Source organism: Acinetobacter sp. FDAARGOS_515 (assembly GCF_003938865.1).
GTDB classification, from domain to species: Bacteria; Pseudomonadota; Gammaproteobacteria; order Pseudomonadales; family Moraxellaceae; genus Acinetobacter; species Acinetobacter ursingii.
The window spans coordinates 3,077,484-3,096,790 of record NZ_RKIX01000003.1; the positions used below are offsets into that span (position 1 = coordinate 3,077,484).

A 19,307-nucleotide genomic window follows, 5' to 3' on the forward strand; every position below is an offset into this window, starting at 1 on the left:
TAAAAAACAAAAAAATAAGGGAGCATTTGCTCCCTTATTTTTTTAGTCAAATAAATCTGCTCTTACTTCTTCAAAAGCACGATCTGACTTAAAACGATTACATATCGGATGAATAATTGCTCCATTTTCTAAAACACCGTAACCACCTTCTGCTTTCGATTCACGATGATCTACTTCAGTCGATTCAAGGTATAAAGCACTATCACATACTTCGCAATAGCTCCAAGTTTTCCTTTCCTCACGTTGATACAGGTTTCTTTTGGCCGCTAGTGAAAAATTTAGAGGTTTTTTCTTCTTTGTTAGTCTTACTGATTTCACAAAGCTCACAACATCATCCACAATGCTCTCATCATAATCACCACCAAAACGGTCAAGGTAAAAATCATTAAAATTAATATAATCAAATGATTGACTCATCGAAAGAATGACGGTGTTCAAACAAACTTCATCTTCAAAATCTAAATCCATATTGAGTCCAATACAGATGAAGGCTTGATACACGTTCTTCAATCGCTCATGTGATCTGATCCCACTACCAAACTTACCGACAGTTTCTTTGATGGCCACAGGAATTTTTTCAATTAAACTTTCAACACCACGGCGTGCTCGAGTAAATCCAATAAAATCTATCTTTTTATTCTGTATTTCAAAACAGTCTTCTTCAATTTCACAGACGATAGAGAACCAGGCCAAAAAGGATGTCACTTGAAAACGATTATCTTTATAAAAATATAGTTTTGGGTGTAAGCCCAAACTTGGAATCCGAATACTAATTGGTGGTGTAGCGATACGACACAGCACAACTCTAAGTTTTAGCATTAAATTTTCTACACGCTGACCTTGGTCTATATTCACAGTATTCTGACTAGTATCACCAAACATGATATTCAGGAGTTCATTGACCAAGCCGATTTTTTTACCGTGTGTTAAATCTGGCTCTAAAAGTATTATCTTAAAAAGATGATCATGAATTTGCTCACCCAAAGTGATCACTTCATTTATCCGCTCGTAATTCAGTTCAGCCAAGTTGGATTTATTATCGTTTATATAACAACACGCATAAATCACATAAAAAGCATCACTTCCCCTATTTTGTAAATGATATTCTTCATCTGGATCTAATCGTTTCGTATCCGAATTGATTGAACAAAAGGCTTTTCGAGCTTCCTCAGGTGTCCCAATGACTTCAATAAAATTAATTTTGGTTGATTTTAATTTTTGCTGAAACTCAGAATCGCTACATAACTCTTGAAAATCAGCTAATCCACCTAATCGATTACGAATCTGACGAATATCTCGTTTTTGTGGTGCCGTAAATTTTGGGGCTCCTATTACTTGCTCATCAATAAAGTATCTTTTGATCCAAGCATAGATAATTGAAATCCTGTGCCCACCATCGATGATATAAATATTACCAGCAGCATCTTTCCAATAGCGAACGCATAAATTGACATTACGATCATTCAAACAGTTTAGAATAAACTCCTGAATTTCAGCAGGGCTCCAGCACTCTGTGGAGCGTTGATTGTCTGCTTTATATAGTTTTTCTAGAATCTCATGGTTAGCGAAGTCATAAAGTGATATTTCAAAGTTATGGTGCAGATTTGAGTGCGACATTTCGTCAGGCACCATCATTTTTCTTTGAATAATATTGGTTAAAAGCTTAGTACGGGCCATTTTATTTTCTCTAGGCAATACTTCTCTATATCTCGTAAGATTACGAAATTTATAAAAGTAAAATTAATTAAACATGACGAAAATTTATTTCGAAAATTTTATTCTTTAAGAACAGAAGAAATAGCTTTGAGAAAATAAGGGATATTATAGAAAGTGTTCATGTCTAGTTCCTGTAGTAATTAATTACAAACAAGCTTCCAACTTTTCCACGAGATGGAGGCAAGCCAAACAGGGGTGGAAATACCGTACTACAGAAGACGGCCAGTCATAGACTGCCCTGCTTGGCCTACCATTACGATAGACTAAACATAGTTAACGCAAAAAACCGCCAAAGCGGTTTACTGCTTCTGTACTAAATTCAGGTTTCCACGCCTGGTCACAGATTTTGCTGTAACATCTTTATCTTATGTGCATAAATTCAATTGGTCAAATTTTATGATTAATATTTGATCAATTGATTCAAAAATAATTACCTATATTTTTATAGGCTTAAGGATACAGATGAGTATCTTATAATTTCTAATATTTAGTTGATGTAAACTTATTCGAATGAAGATGTATATATTTGAACGGCGTATTTTAATAAGGGAAGTAGATTGAAACTGCAAATTTTATCGGATACTCATAATTCCAAATATTCGATATCAGAACAAGCTGACGTCATTATTCATGCTGGCGATTTTTCTAATCGCTTAAGTGGTGCAATTGAGTTTGCCGAAAAATTTAAATCTCTCAATAAAAAATTTATCTTTGTTTTAGGTAATCATGATTACTACAGCTCTAACTACAGTTCAGTCGTGAATTTCTTGAAAGAAAACTACCCAAAAAATGCACTACTTGATGACAACCATATCAAAATTCAAGATAAAATATTTGTTGGCGGCACGCTGTTTACGAACTTTCGCTCCAATTCACCACTTACATCTCCTGAGGTACTTTTACAGTCTCAAAAAGATGCTGAACAATCGATTTATGATTTTGATCAAATCATGATTGACAATGATCATCGAACGATAACTGCTAATGACTACATAGAATTATTTAAAAAATATCATGAAAATATTATGAAATTTAAGGATCAAGATAATGTGAGTGTCATTACTCACTTCCCGCCTCATTTAGCTTGTCTTGATCCATATTGGGGTACGCATCCTGTCGCATCAGCCCTCAATCCCTATTTTATTAATGACCTAGATGTAAAAGGCTTTAAGTTATGGATTGCAGGACATACGCATACATCAGTGGATACTGTAGTCGATGGATGTAGATTAGTGATCAATCCTTTGGGTTATCCACCAGAGCAAGGTAAAAATGGGTTTAGAGAAAATTTGATCATCGAAGTTTAAGTAGTCATACTCGTATTGAAGCAATTTAAACCAACTCTAATATCATACATCCTATAGTACTGTTGATTTAGCTTCTACACCATGAACTAGGAGAAACTCATGTCGAATCCTTTAGACCCAGAAAATGATTGGAAAAATAAAATTGCAGATCAAATACTTGACGATTTAATCGAGATTGCCAAGCTTGAAGGTATGACTATTAAAAAAATGAAAGCAGATCAAAATGGTATTTTCTATGTGGAAGAGGAAATATCAATTGACGACGTACTCAAGCAATTTTGAACTCTGCTCATTGAAACGATATAAAGCGCTTGAATTTTATATTTAAAAGCTTAACCAAATTGTATCACCTGTAGATGCGTACATAGCTTCAGCAGTTTCTTTCAACACATCACTCTCATCCGTTTCCATTGATAGTTCATCACATGCAGGATACCTACTATCGCTTGTGGAAAATAAGCTAGATTGAACCGTAGTACTATGCTGTATAAATCTAGTTCTATCTTGCTTTAAAAGCTGCACACCACGGTAGCTAGCACGCATTTGATTTAATACTTGAAGACGTCTTTCATTTGTAGTCATTATTACTTTTCTCGACATTCATTGTCTCCTTGATTTTTATATGAAATTAAGATTAATAAATTATGACATAAATTAAAATTGAGTAATGATCTAACTATACCGCAATACCTCATTAAAATCACAGCGATAAAATAAAAACTTAAGTAATATCTTAAAAATCAATCCCCTAGAAACTCCATCTTATCTTAATCAGTTCTGACGATTTTCGTAGGAAGTTGATCAACTCCGTTTAGTATAGCCTGGATATAATCCTCCTTTATTATTTCATCTTTTTTGATTTTTTACTGAGGATTCATAGGCTTTTTTTGCATTATCTTTAGAAACAATCCGATCTACTATAATAGACCTTGTATCTTGGAGCTTGTAGTGATTAGCTTCCACTATATGCAAATTGTAGAGTTTGTAATAGACCTAAGACTTTTAGTCTGTGAAAGAGATAAAACCGGCTTTGTTGCACAAATAGACGAAAGATAGAGTTGTTCTAATCTTCAGATATTTATGCAACAGCCACCGTTTTAGCTGTACCAAGTTGAGTAAATTTATTCAAAATATCGACTCTTATTTGCAAGTCAACCACCTGACGATTAAAGCATCGACTAGATACACCTTGTCCAAGTCGTTTCAAGGCAAACATTTTAGCCTCTATTCGGGATCGTCGATGATAACCAATATCTCGTTTCCACTGCTTTTGACCCTTGTCCCAACAGCCTTGTACTGCATGATTCCTTGCTTTACCAATTTCATTTTCTGCCCATAAAGCAGCATTGGAACGAGGAGGGATAATTACATTTGCTTGCCGTTTCAAAATCGCATCATAACAATTCACTGTGTCATAAGCACCATCAGCCGTGACAGATGCAATGGGTTCATCAATTTGATCTAAAAGAGGTTGGAGCATTTCAGCATCACCATATTGGCAGGTCGTGACTTCAACCGCTTGTATTTCTCCACTGTTTGCATCTGTCGCAAGATGTAATTTCAGCCATTGACGATGTTGGTTTACGCCATGTTTTTTACGCACCCATTCCCCATCACCTGTAACTTTGATCCCTGTGCTATCAACTAAAATATGCAAGTCTTCCTGTGGATTTTTTGCTGATTTATGTAGAAGTGGCTGGAGCTTATCTGCTCGCCGACTCAATGTTGAGAAGTCTGGAACATTCCAGTCGAGGTGAGCCATTTGCAAAAGGCTTTGAATGAAACCTTGTGTTTGGCGTAAAGCCAGTTGGAACAGGTTTCGTATCGTCAGGGCAAATTGAATTGCTATATCAGTGTAGGTAGGTTGACGTCCTTTTTTTCCAGTAGGTGTTGCAGACCATTGCATTTGGGGATCAAACCAAATAGTGAAAGCACCCCGTTGACGTAAAGCCTGATTGTACTCAGACCAGTTCGTTGTTTTGTATCGGCTTTTTGATTCTGTATTCATCTAACATGTATGGGGATGAAATTTATTTATGCAACAAAGCCGATAAAACCTACAATTTGCCCTAACCACTTGCACAACTCTGGACGGTAACTAAGCACTTTGATGCTGTATTCACAAGAAAAGACGGTGGTTATGCTAAAACAATAATTGGATAAATAAAGCAGGTAAAGATTATGTTTTATCTTGGTATTGATGTTGCTAAAGCTAAAATTGATTGCTGTTTAATTTTAGAAAATTCTGCAAGTAAAAAGAAAACCAAAACTTTTTCAAATACACCAAAAGGTTTTGAGCAACTTCAAACCTGGCTAAAGCAGCATGCTGCAACTTCTACGCAGACCATTATCTTAATGGAAGCCACATCTATTTATCATGAACTCTTGGCTAAATATTTATTTGATGCGGACTATCAAGTCTGTGTAACGTAAGCGTATTAATGACCCTAAAGAGATGTTTGAGGAAGTCACATTAGATGACTTATAAGCTTTTACGTCACAAAGACTTTACAGCAGAATGGGAAAAACTCCCTGTTGCTATACGAGAACAATTTAAAAAGATGAACCGTACCAGCAAAATATTTGTTGCTATGCGGTTATGAATACCCCCAACGCTTGAAGTTATAAGCGGTTTTCTTATAGCGGTCTGTTATAGGTAGACTATTAATAGGTCTAAGGGGCTTTTTGGTTGGTTCCCTTAGGGTATATCCTATTAAAAACTGGCTTATATGCCATAAGAGTAGTTTTTTTTAATGGCTAAGTTTGTCTTTGTTTGAGATATATATCGTGCCAAGTTGATAACCAGCTATCTCATCCCCTTGCTCATAGGCTTTAAAGTACCATTCCGTCGCTTTAGCATGATTTACCTCTACTCCTTTGTAAGCGTCCGCTGAACACACCTTATGAATTCGTCCTATAAGCCTTAATTTAGTCCTCACTTAAAAACAAGTGGGAACTTAAATTTATGACTACAAATAACCAGACATCCATCGCATCTCTTACGATAAAACGAAGAACATATAGTGCTGAATTTAAACAGCAGATCGTTCAGGCGTGTAAAGCATCGGAGGTTTCAATTGCTTCGGTCGCTTTGCAACATGGATTGAATACAAATCTTGTATCCAAATGGATTCGCTTAATTGATGCTAAGCTAGGGAATGATCGCTCACCACTACCGAATAAACCTGCATTTATTGCCTTATCTTGCTCTGCACCATTAGATCCTATTTCTACTGGCATGTTAACGGTTCAAATTACTTTACCCCACTCAAAAGCAAAAATTGGCTTGAAATGGCAAGTATCAGAAATATCTGCTTTAGCAGAATTACTCAAGGCACTTACAACATGATCCGTATCGATGAAATCTGGTTGTCTACCCAGCCCATGGATATGCGAGCAGGAATGGATACTGTCATGGCTCAGGTGGTGAGAGCCTTTGGCTACATTAAACCGCATTGTGCTTACCTGTTCTGTAATAAACGTGGCCATCGCATGAAAGTGCTGGTACATGATGGACTGGGCATCTGGCTGTGTGCTCGGCGGTTGGAACAGGGAAAATTTCACTGGGCTAAAGTTCATCAGGGTGAAACCCTGGCACTCAGTCCAGAACAGTTACAGGCACTGATCCAGGGTTTGCCTTGGCAGCGCATTGGACGACAGCAAGTGGTCACAATGCTCTAAACTAGCTTGGTCCAAGTTGCTATTCTCCAAACGTTCTATTTCATTCTTCTCATGACCTCAGGCATACTGCGGTCATGAATACACTGCCTGATTTAAGCCAACTGACCCATGAACAACTGCTGGAATTTACTAGACAGTTGGCAATGCAACATCAGTCTCTAGCACAATCAAACCAGCAATTAGATGCCAAAGTTCAGCATCTTGAAGTATCCAATCTGCAATTAGATGCCAAAGTTCAGCATCTTTCCATTCTCAATCAAAAATACGAGCATGAACTTGCGCTGTTTAAAAAGCACAAATTCAACAGTAAAAACGAACATCTCACCGCAAAACAAATCCATCTGTGGGATGAAGCGGTCGAAGAAGATATTGCCGCTGTTGATCTGGAACTGGAACGGCTGAATGCAGATAAAACTGATGCAGCGACACACAAAGCCACAGTCAACAAACCTAAACGTCGACTGCTGCCCGATCATCTACACACCATCCGTATCGAGCATGAACCAACATCAACCCAATGTGCTTGTGGCTGCACCTTGCGTCGTATCGGCGAAGATATCAGTGAAAAACTACATTTCAGACCGGCACAGTTCTATAAGGAACAGCATGTGCGTGGTAAATGGGTCTGTGATCAGTGTGACACTCTGACTCAGCAAGCGATGCCCGCCTATGTGATTGATAAAGGCATTGCTTCACCTGAATTGCTCAGCCATGTGCTGGTATCGAAGTATGCCGATCATTTGCCGCTGTACCGTCAGCGCCTGATCTATCAGCGGGCTGGCATTGATCTGTCCAGATCCACTTTATCTGACTGGATAGGTCGCTGCGGTGTAGAACTGGAACCTCTGGCCAATGCCTTAAAAGAGGTGGTGCTGCAACAGCAGGTGCTGCATGCAGATGAAACACCAGTCACCATTATGCGGATGGGTGATGATGAGAAAAAACCGAAGAAAGGTTATGTCTGGGCCTATGCCACTACACAGTACAATCCAGTTCAGGCAGTGATCTATGACTTTCAAGATAGTCGTTCAGGCCAGCATGCTGAAGAGTTCTTGAAAGGCTGGCAGGGCTATCTGGTCTGTGATGATTACAGTGGTTATAAAGCACGCTTTAAATCAGGCCAGGTCATTGAGGTGGGCTGCATGGCCCATGCACGTCGTAAATTCCATGAACTGCATGTGACCGGGAAAAGTCAGGTCGCTGAACAGGCATTGGTGCTGATTCAGAAACTGTATGCGATAGAAGCAGAACTCAGGAAAAAGACCGATGGTACGGCAGAACAGCGCCGCGAATACCGACAACAGCATAGTCAACCGGTGATGCAACAACTGTATGAATGGCTTAACCAACATCAACTGACTGTGCCATCGAGTTCTCCAACCGCCAAGGCCATCAATTACACTCTGAAGCGTTGGCCAGCTTTAAGCCGCTATCTGGATGATGGCAATCTACCTATAGATAATAATTGGGTGGAAAACCAGATGCGACCTTGGGCGTTGGGACGTAAGAATTGGCTATTTGCAGGTTCGCTGCGCAGCGGTCAGCGAGCAGCCAATATCATGACATTAATCCAGTCAGCAAAGCTGAATGGGCTGGATCCGTATGCCTATTTAAGTGATGTTCTGAAAAGGTTGCCGACACATAAAGTGACCCAAATAGAAGAATTACTGCCACACCGCTGGAAATCCAACTCAAATTAAAAAATAGGCATGGGATTCAGCGGACGCTTACACTCCTTTGCCATAACGATACATTGAACCCAGTTTACTTTGTGAACTTGCGAGTCCTTGATTAGCAGATTTTTCATACCATTCAAACGCTTTGCTATAATCCTGATTTACGTCTTCACCCATGTCATACATCAAGCCAAGTCTATACTGTGCTTCAGCATTGCCTTGTTCGGCTAATCTGTTTAGTTTTATAAGCTCACTATCTTCTTCAGGTAATGTTTGAACTTGAGAATTTTGTTGATTCGTTGTGTTATGGATTTTGTAGCAACCTATAAGCAGTATGGGTGATAAGAAAATAACGCAAAAAGTGGTGGTTAACTTGGTTCTAGGAAAAATCATAGGTGCGGCTCAGTGATTAAAAATTGTCTATTAAGTATCTTATCAATAAAATACTTGGGGCTGTCCTAGATAAGTAAAATTATTTAGGACAGCCGTATGAGAAAAAGTAAATTAATTGGTATACCCTAGTTAAGGTGGTTTCCCACTAAGGCTTATTCACTTGACCTAAAAATAGTATTGCGTCAGTTTTATTGTCTTTAATCATAAAAAGAAACGGATGATCAGCTTTGAATACAGGTGGCGGAGCAGAAGCAGCAGTTGCATCGGCAACAATACCCGTCGCTGCTGCCGCTTCGGTGCCTTTCTCATCCACGATGACCACTGCTTTATGATAGACATCGTCAATTTTTATGGGCGGGCTATTATCGAATAAGTTGAACCCAGCACCTTTTTCAAAAGCCCTTGGCATACCCATATCCGTGAGTAGGTTTTTCATCTGGTAGCTTGCTTCAAGCTTAAACTTTGGCAGATGAACATTCACTTCTTGAGTGACTAAATCTTTACTCCATTGCTTAATCGTATCAGCGCTCAAATCCTGCACCAGCTGCTGCATGGCTGCTTTGTCTTTCGATTTTGGTAATACTACGAGCATAGATAAGTCATCACCCTTATAAGGCAATTGCACGACCTGCACTTGCTTATCCTCGCTATAACCAAAATGCTCCTGTAGTTGCATCATTTTGATGTTAGGACTCGTACCTATATGATTATAAAAAGGCTGCTCAGTGGTGCTCTGAACCTCGAAAGGTACTTTCCAATCGCCCTTAAAATAAATGGCGTTGGTTAATACGGCAACTGTAATGGGCTTGATACTGCCCTTTGGTAGCAACTCAGGAATCAATTGATTGGTATGCTGAGCAATTTTTTTATTAATGATGAGGCGCGAAGGATTAGGATTGCTTTCAAAATCAAGGTTAGTCACTTGCCCCCCGTAATAACGTTGTACCGTATCTACGTAGGATTTAGTAGGTGTTAACCCTTGTTCCATCCATAAATCGTTGACCGTGGCAAATTTATAATCAGGATTGGGTTTGTTAAATTGATTATAGAGCGCGGCGCTATTAGAATTAAGAACATCCATTGAGGGATAGTAAAAAGTTTTCTGAATTTGCGCTTTCGTTTCCCCTTCTGCTGCGGCATAGAGCATTGCCATGGCAGTAGATAGGCTATAGGGCGAGAAAAATACGTTTTTATCTACTTGATCAGGTTGACCATTTATCTGCTGATACATATCAACGGCGAGCTGGTTGTTGGCATTGATGACTTTTTCAATGCCGTCTGGGGTAGAGGTAGAGTCATCAGCAGCAATAAAGCCATCTTTGCTAACGGCTTTATAATTGGAGTTATTTTTATTCTTATCTGACAGGGATGTGTTATATGGGTTTGGTGCGCTATTGGCTACAATGTCAGTAGGATTAGATTCTTTTATAGTGCTGTCGCAGCCACTGACAATCAATAATAGGCTAGTGATTGCCAATGCGCTCATAATACGGTTACTGGGTACTTTTTTAAGATAACAATACTGGTTATTCTTCATATTTGCTTCACTAATAATCTAGGGTTTATACGATGCCATTCTATTATCACTTCCATACAATCGTTTAGCCTAGTTTGGTAAGCGTACTATATTTTCAAGGCTAATTAGGGGCTTAAACAGCAGATAGTTCGATGCCTGTATAGGGAACCGAATCAGTGAAGGTACCTAATTGGTTCCTTATGGATATACCCAATAAAATTATCCTCAATCCATTAATCTCAACCCTGTTCCACCAACTTCCCAGTATTCATCAGCTTTGCAACGATCTGGTACAGGGGTATATGGTCTACTACTTGAAAAATATTTTCCGAAATCTCTTATAGTCTCACGACCACTCATTTCTACATAATCACCATCACGATAAGTCTTGTTGTTGACTTCTATCGCTTGTCCATCTTCAATAAACTTTGATCCTTCAGGGAAGATAGTCATACTTGCAAAATCATCTTCAGCTGTAGACGCAGGATAACGGTCTTTAGGGTAGGTCAGAGTAACACAGCCGTTTCTGATAGTTAGTCTACCTTCATTACGTGCTTCATATTCTGTAACAATGTCGCTTCTAGCATTACCGTTTTTATCTATCATGTAGACTTTTCCGTAGTTCGGTAACGGAAAATCTGACTCTCTGCTAGATAAATTATTTTCGTTTACTTTTGAATCCTTAACGGCTTTGTTGCATAAATAAATTTCATCCCCATACATGTTAGATGAATACAGAATAAAAAAGCCGATACAAAACAACGAACTGGTCTGAGTACAATCAAGCTTTACGTCAACGGGGTGCTTTCACCATTTGGTTTGATCCCCAAATGCAATGGTCTGCAACACCTAGTGGAAAAAAAGGACGTCAACCTACCTACACTGATATAGCAATTCAATTTGCCCTGACGATACGAAACCTGTTCCAACTGGCTTTACGCCAAACACAAGGTTTCATTCAAAGCCTTTTTCAAATGGCTCACCTCGACTGAAATGTTCCAGACTTCTCAACATTGAGTCGGCGAGCAGATAAGCTCCAGCCACTTCTACATAAATCAGCAAAAAATCCACAGGAAGACTTGCATATTTTAGTTGATAGCACAGGGATCAAAGTTACAGGTGATGGGGAATGGGTGCGTAAAAAACATGGCGTAAACCAACATCGTCAATGGCTGAAATTACATCTTGCGACAGATGCAAACAGTGGAGAAATACAAGCGGTTGAAGTCACGACCTGCCAATATGGTGATGCTGAAATGCTCCAACCTCTTTTAGATCAAATTGATGAACCCATTGCATCTGTCACGGCTGATGGTGCTTATGACACAGTGAATTGTTATGATGCGATTTTGAAACGGCAAGCAAATGTAATTATCCCTCCTCGTTCCAATGCTGCTTTATGGGCAGAAAATGAAATTGGTAAAGCAAGGAATCATGCAGTACAAGGCTGTTGGGACAAGGGTCAAAAGCAGTGGAAACGAGATATTGGTTATCATCGACGATCCCGAATAGAGGCTAAAATGTTTGCCTTGAAACGACTTGGACAAGGTGTATCTAGTCGATGCTTTAATCGTCAGGTGGTTGACTTGCAAATAAGAGTCGATATTTTGAATAAATTTACTCAACTTGGTACAGCTAAAACGGTGGCTGTTGCATAAATATCTGAAGATTAGAACAACTCTATCTTTCGTCTATTTGTGCAACAAAGCCATCCTTAACCGAAGTTCGCTCATCAGTATCAATTTCCTGAATATTATTTTGACATCCCGTTGTTAATAGAGAAATTAAGACAAATATTGGTATAACACATTTCATTTTTCAGTATCCATAACAAAGGGTTAAGTTCCATATCATTTATACGAACAATTAGAGTATAAACTGCACCTAGACAAAAATTCCGATCGCCTATAGTTTTACGCATAAAAACATCATTATATGTACCTAGGAATGTACACTGTGGCTATTTTAATAACTAAAACCTCTGATATAAATACCTCACAGCCAAAGGTTCAAGTCCTCACTAGGGTACCGAACTAGTTAAAGCACCTGATTGGTTAATCTCATATCCTCTGTAACAATTATCTAGCTTGTACCCCCACTTATGTAAAACCTAGAATAGTCTCCGAGTTTATTTGGTACGAATAATAAGGCGATAGATATCAAAACATAGAGTCCAGAAAAACCAAAGTAATATAGCTGCACATGAACCCAAGCCGATAACACCAGTGCTTATTCTAATACCAGCATCTAGACCCCCATTCCAAATATGAGGTGCAATAGGTGGACCCATCGTTGAAACAAACGCCAAGAAGAACCCTAACATTACTATAAATCCTGTAATTATAAGGCGTATCACTATTACTAATACATTATCAACCCACGTATCAGTCTTCTTATGCTCTAGAAACTTAAACATGACCATCCTTTTGTAAGCGTCCGCTGAATCCCATACCAATTTTTAATTCGATTTAGGTTTCCAGCAGTGTAGCAGTAACTCTTCAATCTAGGTCACTTTATGTGTCGGCAGCCTTTTCAGCACATCACTTAAATAGGCATACGGATCCAGCCCATTCAGCTTTGCTGACTGGATTAACGTCATGATGTTTGCCGCTCGCTGACCACTGCGCAGCGAACCTGCAAATAGCCAGTTCTTACGTCCTAAGGCCCAGGGTCGCATCTGGTTGTCGGGTAGTCAGACGCAGTTACCTACGTCCAACCCCCTAAGAACCGTGCATGCGAGTTTCCCAGCACACGGCTCAAGCCTCTGCTAAGGCGCCATTCGGCACCCGGTTATACATCGTTGACATTGGCAAACTGAACACTCCTCGGACAATACAGATGGTAAATCTCAAGATTAGCAACTGCATCCGTTCCACCATGACTTAGCTTCACAATATGACGGCTGTGCCATGGTGTATCTTTGGTGACTGGTTTAAGACAGGCGCAGCAGCGACCACCTTGTTTTAGCCACACCCGATACAGCTTGGCTCGCCCCTTTGCGGAGACCAGCATTCTTTTACCCCATCGGGATTCGAAGTACTCATCCCATGCGGGGTCATGAGGGTTAGCAGCAGCCTTGATCTTGATATGTCGCACAATTGGCGTGTCCGAGGCAGACACTAATGTGTATTGTCGCTTCCGACCATCGGCGGACTGTTCATCACATGAGAACACCCATCGACGCGCTCCTTGTACTTTGAAATACCGATCTTTGACCCATCGGAGTGTCTTGCGAGGGTGGCGACGTACAGCCCATCGCCAGAGCATTTCCCACACTGCGTTGTCTACCTGGTTGAAAACCTTCTTGGCAACGACATGACTATGATAGTTGGCCCAACCCCTTAGAATCGGGTTGAGCAAACCGATCAAAGTGGCCTGTCGTGTCGCTTTGTTTGCATTGATTAATGCTCGCAGCTTGTCAAGATGAGCGCTGATGTTTGCCTTTGACGGCTTGATCAGTAGCTTGCCGTTGTACTTACGTACGTTCCAGCCAAGAAAATCGAACCCGTTCCCTATGTGCGTGATTTTGGTCTTTTCCTGAGAGAGCACGAGACCGCGCTGCGCCAGAAATTCAACCACGGCAGGACGAACTTCATTTTCGAGCCACTCTTTAGAATACCCCGTGATGATGAAATCATCCGCATACCGTACCAGTTGCAGCTTTTTGCCTGTCCATTTGGCGTTAGAGAACCTCTTCGCCAGCATCGTTTCCAGTCCGTCCAAGGTCATGTTGGCCAGCACCGGGGAGATAATACCTCCTTGCGGTGTTCCGGAACGACTGGGAAACAGCTTGCTTTGGTAGACGTAACCGGCTTTGAGCCATTTCCGTAGAATCACCTTGTCCATTGGGAGGTTGGCGATCATCCAGTCATGGCTGATATTGTCGAAACAGCCTTGAATGTCACCCTCTAGCACCCACTCCGCACTTACTTTTCTTGACAGCACACCAAAGCACTGTGCTGCAGCATCCGCGGTTGAGCGTTGCGGTCTGAACCCATAAGAGTTCCGATCAGCGATGGTCTCCGCGATGGGTTCCAAAGCCAGCAGATGGAGCGCCTGCATGGCCCGGCATTTCATCGTGGGTATCCCGAGAGGTCTCATCTTGCCATTTTTCTTCGGAATAAGGACTCTCCGAAGCGGAAGGGGCGTGTAACCTCGCCTCTTCAACGACATCATCGCACCGGTCTTGGCCTTGGGTGTATTCCAAGTCACCTTGTCGACCCCAGCCGTGTTTTTGCCTTTGTTTTCAGACACTCGTTTGACGGCCAATGCTTTGCCACTAAACGAGTGAGTCAGCAGCCATTGCAAAGCTTTCGCCTTGTTATGCCTGCCGTCTTGTACCGCCTTCACAATACGCGCTTGCAGCCCTCTGACATGACGCTGTACAGCAATCCAATCGATGCTGTCCCACGATGTGCTGGAAGGTGCACACGCTGATACTGCTGCATTCATTTGCTCTCCCTCCATTAAAAGGGTTCTACACACTCTCTTGTGATGAGAGACCATAAGGACGTCAGCCCGCTTTCGCGTGGGGTAATGTTTCAACCTCTATCCAACCCATTACAGACTGGCATTCGCTTTTTCCTCGTTCCTTCGCCCGCATCACCATGGGCAGTTTTTGCAAACTGCTTTCCCAATGGGAGTAATACGGGATTTCCACGTTCCGCTTACTGAAGTACATCGGCTTAGGTGCCTGCTATCGACCGGGAGGCGTATGGGTCACGAATGCGTAGTCGAAAGACGCAATTCCCACCTCCATTACCGTTTTGGTTCGAGCGTATCAGCCATTTCCGCTCGTTCAACTTAACGATCGTTACGCAGATTCACATGTGTTCACCATACCGATTATCTAGCCCTTGTCCGGCTATGGCTGCCAGAAGGGTACGCCTCTCACGATTGATACCCCGCACCTTGCGGTGCCTCGTTACATTGTCGAAGGCGCTCTTTATTCAGCCTTCTAGATTCACCCGGTGACACGGGTGGTTCCCGCAGGGGGAACAACTTCATTAAGCGACTTCGTGTCGCACTTCCACCCAGTTATTGTCAATGGGTAGATTGCCATCATCCAGATAGCGGCTTAAGGCTGGCCAACGCTTCAGACTGTAATTGATGGCCTTGGCGGTTGGAGAACTCGATGGCACCGTCAGATAATGTTGGTTGAGCCATTCATACAGTTGTTGCATCACCGGTTGACTATGCTGTTGCCGGTATTCGCGGCGCTGTTCTGCTGTACCATCGGTCTTTTTCCTGAGTTCTGCTTCTATGGCATACAGTTTCTGAATCAGCTCTAATGCCTGTTCAGCGACCTGACTTTTCCCGGTCACATGCAGTTCATGGAATTTACGACGTGCATGGGCCATGCAGCCCACCTCAATGACCTGGCCTGATTTAAAGCGTGCTTTATAACCACTATAATCATCACAGACCAGATGGCCCTGCCAGCCTTTCAAGAACTCTTCAGCATGCTGGCCAGAACGACTATCTTGAAAGTCATAGATCACCGCCTGAACTGGATTGTACTGTGTGGTGGCATAGGCCCAGACATAACCTTTCTTCGGTTTTTTCTCACCATCCCCCATCTGCATGATGGTGACTGGTGTTTCATCTGCATGTATTACCTGCTGTTGCAGCACCACCTGTTTTAAGGCATTAGCCAGAGGCTCCAGTTCCACACCGCAGCGACCAATCCAGTCAGATAACGTGGATCTGGAAAGATCAATACCCGCCCGCTGATAGATCAGGCGCTGACGGTACAGGGGTAAATGATCGGCATATTTCGATACCAGTACATGGCTCAGTAGTTCAGGACTGGCAATGCCTTTATCAATCACATAGGCGGGCATTGCTTGCTGAGTCAGGGTGTCACACTGGTCACAGACCCATTTGCCACGCACATGCTGTTCCTTATAGAACTGTGCCGGTCTGAAATTCAGTTTTTCACTGACATCTTCGCCGATACGACGCAGTTGGCATCCACAAGCGCATTGGGTTGATGCAGGTTCATGCTCAATACGCAGAGTGAGTAGATGATCGGGTAGCGGTCGACGTTTAGGTTTGTTGGCTGTGACTTTCTGTGTCGCTGCATCAGTTTTATCTGCATTCAGCCGTTCCAGTTCCAGATCAACGGCTGCGATATCTTCTTCAACCGCTTCATCCCACAGATGGATTTGTTTTGCGGTGAGATGTTCGTTTTTACTGCCGAATTTATGCTTTTTAAACAGCGCCAGTTCATGCTCGTATTTTTGAGTGAGAATAGAGAGATGTTGGTTGCATGCTTCAAGATGTTGAACTTTGCCATCTAATTGTTGATTGGTGACTTCAAGATGTTGAACTTTGGCATCTAATTGCTGATTTGATTGTTCCAGTTGTTGTTTTGATTGTGCCAGAGACTGATGCTGCATCGCCAATTGTCTGGTGAATTCCAGCAGTTGTTCATGGGTCAGTTGGCTTAAGTCAGGCAGCGTATTCATGACCGCAGTATGCCTGAGGTCATGATGCAGAGGAAATAGAACGTTTGGAGGATGGCAGAATGGACGAGCTTGGTTTAGAGCAGAGTCACCACTTGCTGCAATCCGATTCTCTGCCAGGGCAACCCCTGGATTAACGCCTGTAACTGTTCCGGGCTGAGGGCCACTGTGTCACCTTGGTGAACTTGAGCCCAGTGAAATTTGCCTTGTTCCAGCCGTCGGGCACACAGCCAGATGCCCAGTCCATCATGCACCAGCACTTTCATGCGATGGCCACGTTTATTACAGAACAGGTAGGCGCAATGCGGTTTGATGTAGCCAAAGGCTCTCAGCACCTGAGCCATGGCGGTATCCATCCCTGCTCGCATATCCAGAGGTTGGGTAGAAAGCCAGATTTCATCAATGCGGATCATGTTGCAAGTGCCTTGAGTAATTCTGCTAAAGCAGATATTTCTGATACTTGCCATTTCAAGCCAATTTCTGCTTTTGAGTGGGGTAAAGCAATTTGAACCTTTAACATGCCAGTAGAAATAGGATCTAATGGTGCAGAGCAAGATAAAATACAAAACACAGTTAAACCAGCCACATTCAAAAACAAAGAATCAATAACTTAAATAAAAAAATCTATCTAGCTCTGCACTAAGCATATTATTTTCAAAATCTGAAATTCATCAAAAACCATCCACATTTATAACCATTTTCTTGATCTTTTTTTTGAAATTGATTTTTTAGCCATGTCTTTATTTACATTACTAAAATAAGGAGCATAAACATGGCATCTAAACACTCAAATCAGAAGAAATACGCTAAAGCTAAGTTTGACTCACATCAGGTCACCCTTACCCCATACCCACCTTTAAGTAAAATTTACAATTGCTATGCACAAATCTTAAAGGCAGCAAAATTGCCTTCAATTTATCAGCCCGATATCGGATTATCCGTTCCACCGCCATTGGATGAACTTGAATCTCCACCCGAACCACCACCACACCCGACCATTGCTGTACTGATTGCCATCATTAGAACTGATGGCATGAACGATTTTGAAATCATCATGATTGACTGCCTTAAATTTTTATATTGTTGTTATTGATAATGATCAGCCGATAATAATTGACGGATTTCACTGGCCATTTGTGGACTACGCCAAGGAAATAGGACTTTTAGGCTGTAATTCGGTTTGAATGGATCTCGTGTGCCAATATTGACTTGAAACTCTCGTTTCATCGGTGTGCGATGAACTTGTTGATTGACATGTGTTCCCATCATTGGATTGCTGATCACAGTGGTCGTGGTTCTAAAGTGATCTTCAACTAAGTTGTAGTGTCCAACGGAAGTGATGTAATCAAAGGGATATTTGACGAGGCGTTGATCAGGCTGATCAAACAGAATAATGGTTTTATCTTGGCTGTTAATCCAAACACCACGGTTTTGGTAGTTAAAGCTTTCTCCTTGTCGCTTCAGTTGTTCAGTCATCCCGTCAAAGTAGGTATTTCCATATTCATAAAGGTAGTAAATGATCACAAACCAGAATAGGTCAAAGCCAAAGAAGATGTAACCGAAAGCACCAAAAGAGAAGATTTTGGCAACGATGAGAAAGATCACGATGGGTAAGACCACACATTTTATAAAGAGCTTGGATTTTTGTGGACGGTGTTCAATGGGTATGATTTTGGGTTTGCTTAATTCAGTCATGGTTGTTTCCCGCATGTTCAATGCAATGCACAATCACCAGCAGATATAAAAAGGTTTATTTTTTATAGGCGTGACTTAGCCATCCACCGTTGGATTGTTCTTGTAAAAATGTTGTTTGAATACAGACGAATAATAAAAATTAGCCGTATCGCCCTCGTTGCAAAGCACAACAAGGTTGAACATGGGGTGAGGCGCAAATTAAAAAAGATTGGTACAGCATGAGAAGCTCCTAGATGTTTATAGAAGTTCTACCAATTACTGCTAAATAATGGTGGCAGAACGAAAAGGGGTTAGCAGACTGATCATCTAGGAATCAGCACACCCGAAGGTGTCCCCCTTCCGTCCTACCATAGAAAAAAAGGGGGACGAGAGGATTCCCACAATCAATTTATATCCAAAAATATAAACGTCATGTGCTAGATGAATTCGGTCTGCTAAAACCGACTGGCAATGTAGGCCAGCGAGCCCATATTAATTTTATCCTGCGCTTTAGTCAATTTTACAAAGCGCTAAAATCTATACAATTAGATTCGCCTCATATAATCGCATTAAGTCTTTGATTTTTCCCATAAGGTCAAATTACTCCGATCCATCGGCTCATTTTGCTTTGATGGATGAGGCTAAAATGTTTATAAGAATAATTATTAGGCTGACATATCCGTCAGCAGATATTTTTAATAAACAGTTTTTCAGCCGTCAGAAATTTAAAACATCTCCAGCAGAATCAATCAATTAATTAATGTTAAGATATGTAAAAAGATCCAATCACAGCGTTGACAGCTCAAGCGATATCCAGTTAAGCTAACTCTACACAGCAAAATCTGTGTTCAGGCGTAGGAAACCTGATATTATCTAG

17 protein-coding genes and 4 pseudogenes are annotated in these 19,307 nt (G+C 41.3%); 9 read left to right on the forward strand and 12 right to left on the reverse strand.

Going from position 1 to position 19,307, the window contains the following annotated elements:
• Positions 1-42: 42 nt before the first annotated feature.
• A complete protein-coding gene (locus EGS47_RS16290) occupies positions 43-1,677 on the reverse strand; it encodes an HNH endonuclease (protein ID WP_125269813.1) in 1,635 nt (544 codons plus the stop codon).
• A gap of 596 nt (positions 1,678-2,273) precedes the next feature.
• Here EGS47_RS16290 and EGS47_RS16295 point away from each other — a divergent pair.
• Both EGS47_RS16295 and EGS47_RS16300 read left to right on the forward strand, forming a co-directional pair.
• On the forward strand, positions 2,274-3,023 hold the full coding sequence (locus EGS47_RS16295; protein ID WP_125269814.1) for a metallophosphoesterase family protein: 750 nt from the start codon (positions 2,274-2,276) through the stop codon (positions 3,021-3,023).
• Positions 3,024-3,122: 99 nt separating this feature from the next.
• Positions 3,123-3,305: a hypothetical protein gene (locus tag EGS47_RS16300; protein ID WP_005236300.1), complete on the forward strand. Its 183-nt coding sequence runs from the start codon at positions 3,123-3,125 to the stop codon at positions 3,303-3,305.
• A 42-nt stretch (positions 3,306-3,347) separates the two neighbouring features.
• Here the strand turns inward: EGS47_RS16300 and EGS47_RS16305 are convergent, their stop codons facing one another.
• Both EGS47_RS16305 and EGS47_RS16310 read right to left on the reverse strand, forming a co-directional pair.
• Positions 3,348-3,623, reverse strand: coding sequence for a hypothetical protein (locus tag EGS47_RS16305; protein ID WP_125269816.1), 276 nt, complete (start codon positions 3,621-3,623; stop codon positions 3,348-3,350).
• A gap of 478 nt (positions 3,624-4,101) precedes the next feature.
• Positions 4,102-5,031: an IS5-like element ISAba10 family transposase gene (locus tag EGS47_RS16310; RefSeq protein ID WP_004763228.1), complete on the reverse strand. Its 930-nt coding sequence runs from the start codon at positions 5,029-5,031 to the stop codon at positions 4,102-4,104.
• 173 nt (positions 5,032-5,204) lie between these two features.
• Here EGS47_RS16310 and EGS47_RS16315 point away from each other — a divergent pair, with 173 nt between their 5' ends.
• From EGS47_RS16315 to tnpC (EGS47_RS16335), 5 genes and pseudogenes are all read left to right on the forward strand, one after another.
• Positions 5,205-5,456 carry an IS110 family transposase gene (locus tag EGS47_RS16315; protein ID WP_125269817.1) on the forward strand — a complete coding sequence of 84 codons (252 nt, stop codon included), beginning with the start codon at positions 5,205-5,207 and terminating at the stop codon, positions 5,454-5,456.
• A gap of 44 nt (positions 5,457-5,500) precedes the next feature.
• Positions 5,501-5,584: pseudogene (locus tag EGS47_RS16320) on the forward strand (type II toxin-antitoxin system RelE/ParE family toxin); the annotation flags it as partial.
• Positions 5,585-5,988: 404 nt separating this feature from the next.
• The gene (gene tnpA / locus EGS47_RS16325; RefSeq protein ID WP_125269178.1) at positions 5,989-6,372 is read left to right on the forward strand and encodes an IS66-like element accessory protein TnpA; all 384 of its coding nucleotides are present in this window, start codon (positions 5,989-5,991) and stop codon (positions 6,370-6,372) included.
• The gene (gene tnpB, locus EGS47_RS16330; protein ID WP_171455410.1) at positions 6,369-6,704 is read left to right on the forward strand and encodes an IS66 family insertion sequence element accessory protein TnpB; all 336 of its coding nucleotides are present in this window, start codon (positions 6,369-6,371) and stop codon (positions 6,702-6,704) included. The genes tnpA and tnpB (EGS47_RS16330) overlap by 4 nt, the downstream gene beginning before the upstream one ends.
• Positions 6,705-6,778: 74 nt before the next feature.
• Positions 6,779-8,404 carry an IS66 family transposase gene (tnpC, locus tag EGS47_RS16335; protein WP_125269176.1) on the forward strand — a complete coding sequence of 542 codons (1,626 nt, stop codon included), beginning with the start codon at positions 6,779-6,781 and terminating at the stop codon, positions 8,402-8,404.
• Between the two features lie 27 nt (positions 8,405-8,431).
• Here the strand turns inward: tnpC (EGS47_RS16335) and EGS47_RS16340 are convergent, their stop codons facing one another.
• The 3 genes from EGS47_RS16340 to EGS47_RS16350 all read right to left on the reverse strand — a co-directional run bounded on the left by EGS47_RS16340 (position 8,432) and on the right by EGS47_RS16350 (position 11,012).
• Positions 8,432-8,773, reverse strand: a complete 342-nt coding sequence (locus EGS47_RS16340; protein WP_125269819.1) for a tetratricopeptide repeat protein — start codon at positions 8,771-8,773, stop codon at positions 8,432-8,434.
• 145 nt (positions 8,774-8,918) lie between these two features.
• On the reverse strand, positions 8,919-10,259 hold the full coding sequence (locus EGS47_RS16345) for a serpin family protein (protein WP_228711822.1): 1,341 nt from the start codon (positions 10,257-10,259) through the stop codon (positions 8,919-8,921).
• A 255-nt stretch (positions 10,260-10,514) separates the two neighbouring features.
• Complete coding sequence (locus tag EGS47_RS16350) at positions 10,515-11,012, reverse strand: hypothetical protein (protein WP_125269823.1); 498 nt, start codon at positions 11,010-11,012, stop codon at positions 10,515-10,517.
• A gap of 5 nt (positions 11,013-11,017) precedes the next feature.
• On the opposite strand from EGS47_RS16350, the pseudogene EGS47_RS16355 reads away from it, so the two are divergent.
• Positions 11,018-11,947, forward strand: a pseudogene (locus EGS47_RS16355) (IS5-like element ISAba10 family transposase).
• 845 nt (positions 11,948-12,792) lie between these two features.
• Here EGS47_RS16355 and EGS47_RS16360 read toward each other — a convergent pair.
• From EGS47_RS16360 to EGS47_RS16380, 5 genes and pseudogenes are all read right to left on the reverse strand, one after another.
• A pseudogene (locus tag EGS47_RS16360) lies at positions 12,793-12,975 on the reverse strand (transposase domain-containing protein); the annotation flags it as partial.
• A gap of 104 nt (positions 12,976-13,079) precedes the next feature.
• Positions 13,080-14,741 (reverse strand): group II intron reverse transcriptase/maturase, encoded by a 1,662-nt coding sequence (ltrA, locus tag EGS47_RS16365; protein WP_005265392.1) that lies wholly within the window; start codon positions 14,739-14,741, stop codon positions 13,080-13,082.
• Positions 14,742-15,316: 575 nt separating this feature from the next.
• Positions 15,317-16,759 (reverse strand): annotated as a pseudogene (tnpC, locus tag EGS47_RS16370) (IS66 family transposase); the annotation flags it as partial.
• Between the two features lie 74 nt (positions 16,760-16,833).
• Complete coding sequence (gene tnpB, locus EGS47_RS16375; protein ID WP_024439350.1) at positions 16,834-17,169, reverse strand: IS66 family insertion sequence element accessory protein TnpB; 336 nt, start codon at positions 17,167-17,169, stop codon at positions 16,834-16,836.
• Positions 17,166-17,342, reverse strand: coding sequence for a hypothetical protein (locus tag EGS47_RS16380; RefSeq protein ID WP_228711823.1), 177 nt, complete (start codon positions 17,340-17,342; stop codon positions 17,166-17,168). Before EGS47_RS16380 ends, tnpB (EGS47_RS16375) begins: the two co-directional genes overlap by 4 nt.
• 186 nt (positions 17,343-17,528) lie before the next feature.
• On the opposite strand from EGS47_RS16380, the gene EGS47_RS16385 reads away from it, so the two are divergent.
• Positions 17,529-17,849 (forward strand): hypothetical protein, encoded by a 321-nt coding sequence (locus tag EGS47_RS16385; RefSeq protein ID WP_125269824.1) that lies wholly within the window; start codon positions 17,529-17,531, stop codon positions 17,847-17,849.
• On the opposite strand, the gene EGS47_RS16390 is transcribed toward EGS47_RS16385, so the two are convergent.
• The gene (locus EGS47_RS16390; protein ID WP_125269825.1) at positions 17,843-18,451 is read right to left on the reverse strand and encodes a hypothetical protein; all 609 of its coding nucleotides are present in this window, start codon (positions 18,449-18,451) and stop codon (positions 17,843-17,845) included. The genes EGS47_RS16385 and EGS47_RS16390 overlap by 7 nt on opposite strands.
• Positions 18,452-19,307: the final 856 nt, after the last annotated feature.

What these genes read in the sequence shown, in the direction of transcription:
- EGS47_RS16290 (WP_125269813.1), bottom strand. Translation starts at nt 1,677, where the DNA reads ATGGCCCGTACTAAGCTTTTAACCAATATTATTCAAAGAAAAATGATG.
- EGS47_RS16300 (WP_005236300.1), top strand. Translation starts at nt 3,123, where the DNA reads ATGTCGAATCCTTTAGACCCAGAAAATGATTGGAAAAATAAAATTGCA.
- EGS47_RS16305 (WP_125269816.1), bottom strand. Translation starts at nt 3,623, where the DNA reads ATGTCGAGAAAAGTAATAATGACTACAAATGAAAGACGTCTTCAAGTA.
- EGS47_RS16310 (WP_004763228.1), bottom strand. Translation starts at nt 5,031, where the DNA reads ATGAATACAGAATCAAAAAGCCGATACAAAACAACGAACTGGTCTGAG.
- EGS47_RS16315 (WP_125269817.1), top strand. Translation starts at nt 5,205, where the DNA reads ATGTTTTATCTTGGTATTGATGTTGCTAAAGCTAAAATTGATTGCTGT.
- tnpA (WP_125269178.1), top strand. Translation starts at nt 5,989, where the DNA reads ATGACTACAAATAACCAGACATCCATCGCATCTCTTACGATAAAACGA.
- tnpB (WP_171455410.1), top strand. Translation starts at nt 6,369, where the DNA reads ATGATCCGTATCGATGAAATCTGGTTGTCTACCCAGCCCATGGATATG.
- tnpC (WP_125269176.1), top strand. Translation starts at nt 6,779, where the DNA reads ATGAATACACTGCCTGATTTAAGCCAACTGACCCATGAACAACTGCTG.
- EGS47_RS16340 (WP_125269819.1), bottom strand. Translation starts at nt 8,773, where the DNA reads ATGATTTTTCCTAGAACCAAGTTAACCACCACTTTTTGCGTTATTTTC.
- EGS47_RS16345 (WP_228711822.1), bottom strand. Translation starts at nt 10,259, where the DNA reads ATGAGCGCATTGGCAATCACTAGCCTATTATTGATTGTCAGTGGCTGC.
- EGS47_RS16350 (WP_125269823.1), bottom strand. Translation starts at nt 11,012, where the DNA reads ATGTATGGGGATGAAATTTATTTATGCAACAAAGCCGTTAAGGATTCA.
- ltrA (WP_005265392.1), bottom strand. Translation starts at nt 14,741, where the DNA reads ATGAATGCAGCAGTATCAGCGTGTGCACCTTCCAGCACATCGTGGGAC.
- tnpB (WP_024439350.1), bottom strand. Translation starts at nt 17,169, where the DNA reads ATGATCCGCATTGATGAAATCTGGCTTTCTACCCAACCTCTGGATATG.
- EGS47_RS16385 (WP_125269824.1), top strand. Translation starts at nt 17,529, where the DNA reads ATGGCATCTAAACACTCAAATCAGAAGAAATACGCTAAAGCTAAGTTT.
- EGS47_RS16390 (WP_125269825.1), bottom strand. Translation starts at nt 18,451, where the DNA reads ATGACTGAATTAAGCAAACCCAAAATCATACCCATTGAACACCGTCCA.